Origin of the sequence: Aureicoccus marinus (genome assembly GCF_002954325.1) — a bacterium.
Lineage (GTDB): Bacteria > Bacteroidota > Bacteroidia > Flavobacteriales > Flavobacteriaceae > Aureicoccus > Aureicoccus marinus.
On record NZ_MQVX01000001.1, the window covers coordinates 2,561,958 to 2,574,017 of the forward strand.

Genomic DNA, 12,060 nt, shown 5'->3' on the forward strand with positions numbered 1-12,060 from the left:
CAGTATTATGCTGTTTTAGGTCTTAGATTAAAAAATTCAATATAACTCGGTGGATTTTCGACAATTCCGCGTTCTGAAATCAATTTGATGTCAATACCACGGTTTTTTGCTTTTTCCGAAAAGTCTTCGAGAATTTCGATGATATCATTATCCAGGTAACGGGTTTTTCGAACGTCCAACTCGAGGTAGGAGTTTTCCGGAAGGGCATCCAATTCCTTCAGGATAGCTCCTTTGTTGAAGAAGGTTACTTCTTCAGCAAGCGTCATCAGAATGCGGTGCTTTCCGTTGCTCTTATCCTGAATATGCAGAAAGTGAGAGTTTTGGTAACTCTTAATCAAAATCACGACAATTCCAACTGCAAGACCCAGTCCAATACCGACCAAAAGGTCTGTGAATACAATACCCACGATGGTAACAATAAAGGGAACAAATTGCTTCCACCCTAAGTTATACATTGTCTTGAACAAAGCAGGCTTGGCTAATTTGTAACCTACGATAAAGAGGACAGCCGCCAAAACAGACAAGGGAATCATATTGAGTAAGGTAGGAATCAGCATGACCGAAATCAACAAGAAGAAACCGTGTATAATGGCTGACATCTTGGACTTTCCTCCTGATTGAATATTGGCCGAACTCCTTACGATTACCTGGGTAACAGGTAGTCCCCCAATCATACCAGAAAACATATTACCCACTCCTTGAGCGACGAGCTCTCGGTTGGTTGGTGTAACCCTTTTTTCAGGATCCAGTTTGTCTGTTGCTTCAACACAGAGCAATGTTTCTAAACTCGCAACCAAAGCAATAGTAAAACCAGTAATCCAGATATCCGGGTTACCTATAGCGCTAAAGTTGGGGAAGCTGAACTGTCCAAAAAAGGAGGCCATATCCTCCGGAACGGGAACACTTACTAAATGATCAGTGGAGATACCCCATTTGGCGTTCCCTTCTGTCGAAACGTAGTAAATGATTCCTGCGACTACCGCGACCAAGGGCCCTTGGATCAATTGGAATATTTTGGCTTGCTTGGATAAAACCCGATCCCAAAGGATGAGAATAGCAGGGCGATCACAGCAATTAGAGTAGCACCGGGGCTGATAAAGTCAAACGCATTGAATATTTCTGAGAAGGTGTTTTCGCCATCCACTTGGTTAAAGGCAAAATCTCCTTCCGGATCCCGATCGTATCCAAAAAAGTGCGGGATTTGCTTAAGGATGATGATGATCCCAATCCCGGTCAACATTCCTTTGATAACCGATGAAGGGAAGTAGTAACCAATAATACCGGCCTTCAGTACCCCCAATACAATTTGTAAAATACCTCCGATGACTACCGCTACCAGGAAGTTTTCGTAACCTCCCAAGGTTCCAATAGCCGCCAATACAATCGCAGCCAAACCGGCTGCAGGGCCACTAACTCCGATCTGAGAACCACTGAGACTCCCGACCAAAATCCCCCCGACAATACCAGCAATCAGACCTGAAAACAGGGGAGCTCCACTGGCAAGAGCAATACCCAGACAGAGGGGGAGGGCCACAAAAAAGACCACTATACTGGCTGGAAGATCATTTTTAAGTGTTTTAAACATAAAACAAGTGTTGTGAACCCCACGATAGGGTGCGGTTCATGATTAAAAAATAATTGGAAAAGTTAAAGTGAAAGTGAAAGTGAATGTTTCGGTCTAGGCTTCCGGAGGGGGAGCAAAAACCTCAGGGTGACAAAGGCTTTCGACTCGGGTAAAACCGATGGGTTGTTCAGCGGGGGTAACAGCGTTGGTGTCCAAGGCCAAGGCAGTAGTCAAAAAGTAGAATTCTGATTCTCCTTTTTCCTCCTGACTTTCCTCTTCCGACTCTTCCTCACCAAAGTCCATGCAGAGAAACCACAGCTCGTCCGATAGTGTAGATGTGGTCGTCGCAATTCTGGGTGTCAATAAACAAAACACCAGAAGAACGGCATATACCGTTGTCAAATTTAGGATCCTCATTGGCTCTAAAATACATCTTCTTGAGAGAAGGGGTTAAGAAAAAGATTAAAAATCTTTGAGTAGACGTACCGATTCCGAAATAATCCAACCGGTCTGACCATCGGGAAGTTCCACTTTGGCCCATTGGTCGTACTGTTCAAGTACATTGACCTTGGTGCCCTCATGCAAAGTAAAAAGGATATCTCCGCGGGTGTTGGGTGCTGAAGTGAAGGACACTTGTTGACTGAAAATAACAGCCGGTTGTTCCGATTGGTATTGTTGGAAGTCGAGGTAACTGATCAGCAAGGTCAATAGAGATAAACCGACGGCGCCTAAGGCAACGATAAAAAAGAATCTTTTGAAGGTACTCCCGGCTATCCACTGGTAAGCCAAAAAGCTCATCACCGAAATCAACATAAAGACGATCCCTATTCGGGCCCATTGATCAAAGTGAAACCAACCCAGAATGGATTCACGTACTTGTCCAAAAAAGCTCTTGGGCACCTGTTCTATGGCGTCAATCCGCATGTTGTTGGCATAGTTGAGGTTATTTCTTATTTCGGCATCCTCCGGATCGAGTAATAGGGCTTTCTCAAAATAATAAACACTAGGCCCTACCTCGCCAAGTTGATAATGAGCGTTGCCCAGGTTAAAATACAAGGCCGCAGAATGTTGACCTTCTTCCAGCACCGATTCGTAAAGTTCGATGGCTTTCTTGTACTCTTCGGCATTATAGGCTTCTGCAGCTTGTTCAAAAACCACTTGTTGAGGCCAAGCCAGAAACAGGTATAGGGAGCAGATTAGGCTTTTCATTTGGGTAATTCTTTATCCAGTTGAGCAATCACTTTACTGGCCAGCTGGTAATCATCCTGCATTTGACCTGTAGAGAAGGGGCTGTATCGCGCCATCTCGCAATTGGTTAAGAGCTGAATCAGCTGTTCAATAGACTGCTCTTTGGCCTGTTTTTCTTCCAACAGACTTTGAATTTTTTCTTTGCTGAATTCGAAGGTTTCGATACGAAGTTTGGCCTTCAGGTAATTGTGAAGCGCTCGTTCCAGGGCAATGTAAAAGGCTTCTTTATTCCCCAGGGCTTTTTTTGCGTTTGTCAGGTACTTTCGTGCAAGTCTATTGGTTTGGCGGAGTTGAATTTTTTCTTGGTCCTGGTCTTTTTGCGCCAGCAGTTGACGGACCAAAAGACTTAAAGGAACCAGCGCAAGAGGAAGTAGCAACCACCAGTAGAATCGGGAAGATCCGAGGAAGAATTGATTGGCCACAGGAATGAGGTCACTTTTTAACTTGATGAAATGAAATTGGTCCCCTGAGGGAACACTAACCGTGTTGCGATTCACTACGCCGGTATTGGTGCTGGTCGAATTGTCTTCAGGTCCTTCAAGTACCTGCAGGGTAATTTCGTCAGAATTCACCGTTTGGTAGCTTCTGGTCTTCGGGTTGAAATAACTAAAAGATACACTGGGGATAGGGTATTGCCCGCGGAATGACGGAACAACCGTATAGCTCTCAGAAACGCTTCCTTTCATACCAGAAAGGTTGGTTCGTACATCCTCTTTAAATTCGGGCTCATAGACCTCCAAAGCGCTTGGTAAAGTCAATTTCGGCAATTGAAAGAGCTTTAGGTTTCCGTCTCCTTCGACCGACACCTTGGCTTGCAATGACTCTGAAGCGTTGAGACTGGTTTTACTGGCGGTGACCGAAAAAGTAAAATCCCCTACCGCACCAGAAAAGTCTTCTGGTTTCCCTTGTTCAGGAAGAGGTTTTACGTTTAAAACCCGTTTTCCGGCAGAAACCCGCTGAGTCGCTTGGGAGTAGATTCGCTGTCCAAAGAAACTTCGGCGACTGGTCGGAACATCCACATAGATTTCCAGGGCAAGGGGTTCGATTTCGAGCTTGCCACTCTTTTGCGGATAGAGAACTACCCGTTTCAGAACCACGCTTAAATAGGGCTTGCCCTTGTAGGTGGTGGGTTCCGATTTGTAACGGGTAACCGGAATATCCTGACTCCAAAAGTTGTTGTATTGGGGGTTGTCTAATGGTCGGTAGTTATTGACGCTGATGTCTCGACTGATATAGAGTTTGTATACCACACTGACGGCCTCGTTCAGGTAAGGGTTGGTCTTGGATACCTCTGCAACCAGATGCAGGTTTTCGCCAGCAATATCATTGGCCGTTTTTGGCGCATTGGGATTCGATACCGCTGCGGTCACTACCACGGTTTTAGGAACGGTCTTGTAGGTCTGCCCTTCAATTTCAATGGTCGCCTGTTCGATACGAAGGCTTCCTTTTTTTCGAGGATTCAGAATGTACCAGTAGGTTTTATAGAAACTTCTTTTTCCGTTACTCCAGGAATTGCTGACCGTTTGAGAGGGCCCCATGACGACATTGAAGTCGGCAAACTCAGGAGGCTGAAAGTTGTCTCCGTCTTTGTTCATGGTGAATTCCACCTTGAGTCGCTCGTTCAGACCGAGTTTCTCTTTACTCAGTTTCATTTCAAAAGAGACGGCCTTCTCCTGCGCGTGCAGCGAAATACCTTGGCCTGCAAAAAAGCAAAGCGCAATTAGCCCCCAAATGAACATCTTCTTCATTACCAGTCCTTCTCCGTTTTTATTTTACGTCCTCGGATTTTCTTTTCGTCAATTTTCTGTTGCACCTTTTTTTCCTCGTTCTGCATGGCCTTTAGCAGGTTTTGAATCTGCTCCTTAGATAGCTGGTTAGGACGAGGTTGCTGCTTTTTCTTTTGTTCTTCTTGGTCTTTGGGTTTTTGGTTCTGCTCTTGTTTTTCATCACCATCTCCCTTTTTCTGATCCTCTTTCTCTTGTTTTTGATCCCCCTCATTCTGGTCAGGCTTGTTGGGATCATCTTTCTTTTCTTGGTCTCCGCCCTGGTTGTTTTTGTCCTTTTGCTGGTCCTTATCCTGGTTGTCCTTGTTCTGGTCCTTGTCTTTTTTGTCTTTGTTCTTGTCGTTCTGTTCCTGTTGCTTTTTCAACAGTTCTTTGGCAAGGGCCAGATTGTAACGGGTTTCTTCGTCCGAAGGATTGTTCCGAAGGGCTTGTTTGTAGCTTTCTACTGCTCGCTCGTATTCTTTGTTTTGCATGTGCACATTTCCCATGTTGTGGAAAGCCTTGTGCTTGGTTTCTTTTGTAGAAGCGACTTCCGCTGCTTGCTTGAAATTGCCAAAAGCTTCGAGATAGTTGTCTTTATCGTAGAGAGCTGTGCCTAAATTATAGGAGGCTTCGGGCTGCTGTCCATCTGCAGAAATAGCCCTTCTGTAATTGGCCTCTGCCTGAACAAAGTTCTCCTGGCCGATCAGGGTGTTCCCCTTGTGGGTCAGGTTTTTGGCCTTGCCGTTTTGAGCTGTAGGCTTTTTTGGATCGGCTGACTTAGCACCTTGAGCCTGGTTTTGAGCCAGAACAGGGCTAGAGATCATCGCCAACAAAACGAGTAATAATACGTGAGATTTAGCCATGATTTCGATCGTTAAATAAGTTCAATTTTCGGAGCCATTCGGTTTTTCGGTCCAAAACCAAAACGTCCAAAAATAAAAAGAGGAAACCGGCTCCCAAAAACCACTGAAACTGGTCTTGGTATTCGGCAAATTCCTTTGCTTCAAATTCTTTTTTGTCCATTTGAGCGAGCTCCTCCTGGATTTGTTCAACTACTTCTTCGGTGTCCAGACCGGGAAGATAACGTCCTCCGCCGAGTTGAGCCAGTTCAATCATCACTTCTTCATTGAGTTTAGAGAGAACGACTTCTCCTTCACTGTCCTTTTTAAAACGTTCGGTAACCCCTCGACTCTTAATGGGTATAGGAGATCCTTTGGTTTTACCTACTCCAATGGTGTAAATACGGATATTGTTTTCTCGGGCCAGTTGAATGCGTTCTACGGGGACCTTTCCGGAGTGATCCTCTCCATCCGAAAGAATAAAGAGCACACGATTGGTCTGGTCTTCATCATTGAAGTAAGTAGAGGCCAGTTCCAAGGCGGCCTCAATGGCCGTTCCTTGCGAAGAAAGCATATCAGTATTCATGCTCTGTAAAAACATCTTTGCTGCCCCGTAATCGGTGGTGATCGGTAGTTGAGGATAGGCTTGCCCGGCATAGGCAATGATCCCCACGCGGTCACTGGCCAGTCCATTGATAATTTCCGACACCAAACGTTTGGACTTTTCTAAACGGTTGGGAGCGATGTCCTCGGCCAACATACTTTTAGAAACGTCAACGGCAAAGACAATATCGACCCCTTCTCGCTTGACGGTCTCCAGTTTGGTGCCAATTTTTGGGTTGACCAAAGCCAGAATAAGACAGGTAAAGCCCAGCAACTGAAGGACAAATTTTAAGGGAGACTTAAATAACGAACGGTTAGGGGCCAGGAGCTTTAGGTTTTCGGCACGTGCAAAGCGAGCCTGCTTTCTTTGCTTCCAAAGTGTATAAACGATGTACAAGCCGACCATAACCGGCAGGGCTATGAGTAAATAGAAATAAGAAGGCTGATCGTAGATCATTTACATAAATCGTTTAAAAACAGTGATTCCCAAGAGCCATTCCAGACCCAGAAGTCCCAAAGCAAGAAGCACTAAGGGGCGGAACCTTTCTTCATACTTATAATACTTAAATTCCTCTATTTCTGTCTTCTCCAGACTGTTAATCTCTTCGTAAATCTCTTGTAGCTTCGTATTGTCGGTTGCCCGAAAGTAGGCTCCTCCGGTCAGCTGAGCAATCTCTTCCAGCAAGTCTTCGTCAATTTCGACTTCCCTTCTTTCGTACCGAAATGAACCATCTGGTTTGTAGGCTACGGGCGTCATAGCCATTCCATTTGTTCCGAGGCCAATGGTATAGGTTTTAATCCCAAATTCTACCGCGAGGTCTGCCGCTGTTTTGGGCTCGATAAAACCGGCATTATTCACCCCGTCAGTCAATAAGATGATCACCTTACTTTGGGCCTTGCTGTCTTTGAGACGGTTGACCGATGTGGCCAGTCCCATTCCAATGGCTGTACCATCTTCCAGCTGCCCGTATTTGATTTCTCTAAGAGCCCCTTTTACGATGGACTTATCACTGGTGATGGGGGTTTTGGTATAACTCTCTCCAGCATAGGCCACCAGTCCAATGCGATCACTCGGGCGTTTGTCTATGAAGTCCCCGGCAACCTCTTTCAGAGCCGTCAGGCGGTTGGGTTTCAGGTCCCGGGCCAACATACTGGAAGACACATCGATCGCGATGACAATATCGATCCCTCTGGTGGTCTTGGTCCGGGAAGAAATATCTTCGTTCTGAGGCCGTGCCAGTGCCGTAATAATCAAGGCCAAAGCAGCTAAACGGAGCACCCCGAGATAGGGGCGAACTTTGCTCAGCAGATCCCGGTTTTTGAATCCCTTCAAACTGGACAGGCGCAGGACAGAAGTCTCCCTTTTCCGGTTGAAGTAAAACCACAACAAAAGCAGGGGCAAGGCTAAGAATAGCCAAAAGAACTGCGGATAGGCAAAGGCAAAATCGTTCCCCATCTTACACCTGTGTTTTTACATCGACCGAAGCCAATATTCGATCGACAATTTTCTGGGCATAGGGATCATCATCCAGCCAGGTCAAATAAATCTGTTGTTGGAAGCCTTTTCCACCAAAACTCAGAAGGACGTATTTCCCTCTCTTTCGCGCTTCTTTACCAGCGACCTTGAAGTCCCCGCTTCCATAGAGTTTGAGGCCGGTAACTCCAGCCCCGGTAATGAATTCTTCTTGCTTGGTAATGATGTTCTTCGCTCCGGCTTCTTCCAGACCTTTGAGTTGCTCTTCAAAAAGTTTGCTCAGGTCAACTTCCTTCTGCCCTTCCATTAGGATGGTTTTGGTTTCGATGCGGAAAAAACGCTCAGGCAGCTCGTACTCAAAGGACTCCGCACTTTTTACCGAGTCTTCTGCCGGCAGGGCAAGCAGTTGTTTTTCGCGCAAGAGCACTTCAGGAGTTTCGAGGCTTACCGGAGGAAAGCCATAGGTACTACTCACCCATTCACCTTCCAATAAACTCTTCGTTTCGTGACCGCTAACCGTATGCCACAGATTTAAAAAGCCTAAGCGAATTCCAAAGGCTACCACTAGGATGGTCAAAACAGCCGCTGCTCCAATGACCAGGCGTTTTTCTTCTGTTCTGCGCTTGAGTCTCTGTTGTTCGCGAATGTATTCTTCTGTATCGATCAGACTTTCTTCATCAGGTTCCGGCAGGGCTTCCTGCGTTTTTTCGACCATTAATTGAACGATACGCGTGTCTTCACTCGCCTTTTGGTGTTCGGGCGTATGGCGGGCGAACTTCACCAAGTCAGCCGTCCTCAGCACCTCTTTAAAAGCTTCTAAAGTGTCCTCTTCCAAAGGCAATTCCCCAGCATCTTTTCGCATCTCGAGCAGGGTGATCAACTCGTCCGAAGTACTTTCCAAGGCGTCAATGCCGGCCTCTTCCTCCAGGTAATTTCGAACGATATCCGTCAATTCGGAATAGTAGGCTTTGTGCTGTCCTTCGATGAGGTAGCGGGATTTTTCAAGTTCTTGTAATTGGGCAAGGGCCTGATCAAAAGGAGGCAGAGCTTTGGGACCCCCAAAAAGTGGGGAGCCGTCTCCTCGTTTACCGAGGTACCAATAATACAGGAACCCGCCACCAATAAGGCTCAAAAAGAGCAGCCACAGCCAAAGTTGCGAGTAGCTGGGGTTTACCTTGACCAGGGGTTTGATATCGTAAAGACCCTGTTTAGTGGTATCGACCACAACAGTGCCCACTCGTACAGCAAAACTATCAGTGAAAAAGGCCTGTTCATTAACGGCGATCTGTTGAGCCGGAATGAGGTAAGCTCCGCTGTCAAATTGAGTCAGCAGGTAGGTTTTTTGCAGGCGCATCATGCGGTCTTCCCACACCGTATCGGTGGCGAGGGCTTCGACGGTTTCTAAAGGAGTAAAGGTTTGTCCTTCTGGAAAGTGGACTAAGGAAGTACTATCGGTTAGCACTTCAATGGCATAGCGAATTTGTTCCCCAATTCGAATCTGATTCGTGTCAATTTCGACCGCTATTTTGGGCTGTTGAGCCCAGATCATAGCAGGCAAAAGCAAGCTCAGCAGTACTGGAAGTACCGCTTTCAGCCGAGACTGAATTGAATATGTAGGCATACTTTTGTTCATCGTCTTTTAAAGTAGCCGAGTAGCTTTTTTACATAGCTGTGGTCGGTTCGGCAATCAATCGTGCCACAACCGGCCTTGGTGAAAGAATCGACAAAATAAGCCGCTCGTTCCTTATAATAGGCGCCGTAAGCCAAGCGAAGGTTGCGTGATTGGGTATTGACCCAGCTGATCCCTCCTGTTTCAGCATCTTCCACCTGAATCATTCCCAGGGAGGGAAGTTGCTCTTCCTTGGCATCGTAGACCCTTATCCCGGTGATGTCGTGTTTTTTTCCAATAATGCGAAGAGTATCGCTGTACTCCTCATCCATAAAATCAGACAGAACGAACACAATGGCCTTCTTTTTCATCACATTGGTCAAGAACTTCAGAGCAGTGGACAAGGAGGTTTTGGCTGTTTTCGGTTCAAACTCGAGGAGTTCTCGAATGATCCGAAGAACATGGCTTTTTCCCTTTTTTGGTGGAATAAAGAGTTCTACTTCTTCAGCAAAGAGAATCAGTCCTGTTTTATCGTTGTTCTGCATGGCAGAGAAAGCCAGGGTCGCCGCGATTTCGGTGAGGATTTCTTTCTTAAACACGCCATCGGTACCAAAAAATTCGGATCCACTGACATCGACCATCAACATGAGGGTGAGTTCACGTTCTTCCTCGAATACTTTGACAAAAGGTTCGTTATAACGGGCGGTAACGTTCCAGTCAATGCTGCGGACGTCGTCTCCAAATTGATACTGCCGAACCTCACTAAAGGTCATACCCCTTCCTTTGAAGGCAGAGTGGTACTCCCCTCCAAAGATGTGATCAGACAAACGCCTTGTCTTGATCTCGATTTTCCGGACTTTCTTTAGTAGTTCTTTGGTATCCACAGGCAATGTGGTTTTGGGTCAGGCTCTAAGGAACCTCTACACGGTTCACAATGCGGCCCACAATTTCTTCGGAAGTGACGTTCTCGGCTTCGGCTTCGTAGGTCACCCCAATACGGTGGCGAAGTACATCGTGTACAACCGCTCGAACATCCTCAGGAACAACGTAGCCTCTTCTTTTGATAAAGGCGTAGCACTGAGACGCGATGGCCAGGTTGATACTTCCCCGAGGGGATGCCCCAAAACTGATCAGCGGCTTGATGTTGTCCAAGCCATACTTCTCTGGGTAACGCGTGGCGAAAATGAGGTCCAAAATATACTTTTCGATTTTTTCGTCCATATAGACTTCCCTAACCACTTCCTGAGCTCTCAAAATCTGAGCTGTTTCAACCACCGGGTTGATTTCTGACCCACCTCCTTTGAGATTTTGACGGATAATCAACTGTTCGTCGTTGAGGTTAGGGTAATCGATGACGGTCTTGAGCATGAAACGGTCCACCTGCGCCTCAGGCAAGGGATAGGTTCCTTCTTGCTCTACCGGGTTCTGAGTGGCCATGACCAAAAATGGTGCTTGCAGTTTGAAGGTTTCGTCCCCAATGGTGACTTGCTTTTCCTGCATGGCCTCGAGTAAGGCGGACTGCACCTTTGCTGGAGCTCGGTTAATCTCATCCGCCAGAACGAAGTTGGCGAAGATGGGTCCCTTTTTGATCGAAAAGTCGTTCTCTTTGATGTTGTAAATCATCGTTCCAACCACATCGGCTGGAAGTAAATCGGGGGTGAACTGTATCCGGCTAAAGCTGCCTTTAACCGCTTTGGACAAGCTGTTAATGGCTAGTGTTTTTGCCAGTCCTGGCACCCCTTCTAACAGGATGTGTCCTCTACCTAAAAGGCCGATGAGCAAACGCTCTATCATGTGTTTTTGACCGACAATGGTCTTGTTCATTTCCTGAACCAGGAGGTCTATAAATGCGCTTTCCTGATTAATCTTCTCATTTACTGCAGCTATATCTACAGGAGTTTTTTCTTCCATAGGCCCGTAATTCAGACCGCTTTTTTGTGGTCTGTACATCGCCTCGCAAAATGTAGATTTATTTAAAAATGATCTGTTAATTAAAGGTTAAAAGAACCTTCAAACCCCTTGATTTAGCAAGACTTTAAGTGTTTATTTTAATACTTTCACACTTCGTGAAAAACAAGCAAAACTACAGCCGGTTAATTGCGGGAACGATGACTTGGGGAAGTTGGGGTGCTCAACTTTCGGAAGCCGAAGCCGCACAGATGATTCAAGATTGCCTCAGCATGGGGATCTCAACTTTCGATCATGCCGATATCTATGGGGATTACGAGAATGAGGCGCTTTTTGGTAAAGCCTTTGTTCAAAGTGGTGTCTCCAGAGAAGAGGTTCAACTGATCAGCAAATGCGGGATTCAAATGACGCGAGGCAGAGAGAACAAGGTAAAACACTACCAGTACGATACCGCCTACATCATCGATTCCGCGGAACGGAGTTTACGGATGTTGCAGACGGATTATCTCGATTTGTTCCTACTGCACCGACCCAGCCCTCTTCTCAGAGCTGAGGAGGTTTTTATGGCGGTGGAACAGTTAAAATCATCGGGGAAGATCAAGCAATTTGGAGTTTCTAATTTTACACCTTCTCAGATCGCCCTGTTGGAGACCAATGGCCCGGTAGAAGGGAATCAAGTAGAGTGTTCTCTCTTGCAGAGTTCAGCCATGCTTGACGGTACGTTTGACGACTGTATAAGCGGAAACAGAATGGCCATGGCCTGGAGCCCGCTCGGCGGCTATTTTGGAGGTGATGACCGTCCAGAAAGCAAAGAGCGCAAAGCCAGAATGGAGCCCCTGATCGCAGAACTGAGCCAGAAGTACGACTGCGGGGTATCGGCCCTGTTATTGGCCTGGCTTTATAAGCACCCAGCAGGAATCCACCCTGTAGTGGGCAGTACCAAAAAAGGTCGTTTGGCCGAAATGCTCAAGGCTTCCGAAATCGAGATGGAACTTCAGGATTGGTTCTTGCTCTGGGAGGCTGCACGCGGACACCGGGTTCCTTAGGGA

10 protein-coding genes and 1 pseudogene are annotated in these 12,060 nt (G+C 46.5%); 1 reads left to right on the plus strand and 10 read right to left on the minus strand.

The annotated features are described in order from the left end of the window. Positions 1–5: 5 nt before the first annotated feature. From BST99_RS11975 to BST99_RS12020, 10 genes and pseudogenes are all read right to left on the minus strand, one after another. Positions 6–1,585: pseudogene (locus tag BST99_RS11975) on the minus strand (SulP family inorganic anion transporter). Positions 1,586–1,678: 93 nt separating this feature from the next. Then, positions 1,679–1,981 carry a hypothetical protein gene (locus BST99_RS14230; protein WP_146106295.1) on the minus strand — a complete coding sequence of 101 codons (303 nt, stop codon included), beginning with the start codon at positions 1,979–1,981 and terminating at the stop codon, positions 1,679–1,681. Between the two features lie 45 nt (positions 1,982–2,026). After that, on the minus strand, positions 2,027–2,773 hold the full coding sequence (locus BST99_RS11985; protein ID WP_105002013.1) for an SH3 domain-containing protein: 747 nt from the start codon (positions 2,771–2,773) through the stop codon (positions 2,027–2,029). Next, entirely contained in the window at positions 2,770–4,551 is a 1,782-nt protein-coding gene (locus BST99_RS11990; protein ID WP_105002510.1) for a BatD family protein, read from the minus strand. The genes BST99_RS11985 and BST99_RS11990 overlap by 4 nt, the downstream gene beginning before the upstream one ends. 8 nt (positions 4,552–4,559) lie before the next feature. After that, positions 4,560–5,441, minus strand: coding sequence for a tetratricopeptide repeat protein (locus BST99_RS11995; protein ID WP_105002014.1), 882 nt, complete (start codon positions 5,439–5,441; stop codon positions 4,560–4,562). Next, entirely contained in the window at positions 5,434–6,477 is a 1,044-nt protein-coding gene (locus BST99_RS12000; RefSeq protein ID WP_105002015.1) for a vWA domain-containing protein, read from the minus strand. The genes BST99_RS11995 and BST99_RS12000 overlap by 8 nt, the downstream gene beginning before the upstream one ends. Then, positions 6,478–7,476: a vWA domain-containing protein gene (locus tag BST99_RS12005; RefSeq protein ID WP_105002016.1), complete on the minus strand. Its 999-nt coding sequence runs from the start codon at positions 7,474–7,476 to the stop codon at positions 6,478–6,480. A gap of 1 nt (position 7,477) precedes the next feature. Next, entirely contained in the window at positions 7,478–9,115 is a 1,638-nt protein-coding gene (locus BST99_RS12010) for a hypothetical protein (protein WP_245916255.1), read from the minus strand. Positions 9,116–9,123: 8 nt separating this feature from the next. Further along, entirely contained in the window at positions 9,124–9,987 is an 864-nt protein-coding gene (locus BST99_RS12015) for a DUF58 domain-containing protein (RefSeq protein WP_105002512.1), read from the minus strand. A gap of 25 nt (positions 9,988–10,012) precedes the next feature. Continuing rightward, on the minus strand, positions 10,013–11,014 hold the full coding sequence (locus BST99_RS12020) for an AAA family ATPase (protein ID WP_105002513.1): 1,002 nt from the start codon (positions 11,012–11,014) through the stop codon (positions 10,013–10,015). A 155-nt stretch (positions 11,015–11,169) separates the two neighbouring features. Between BST99_RS12020 and BST99_RS12025 the strand changes: the two genes are divergently transcribed. Beyond that, positions 11,170–12,057, plus strand: a complete 888-nt coding sequence (locus BST99_RS12025) for an aldo/keto reductase (protein WP_105002017.1) — start codon at positions 11,170–11,172, stop codon at positions 12,055–12,057. The last annotated feature ends 3 nt before the right edge of the window (positions 12,058–12,060 follow it).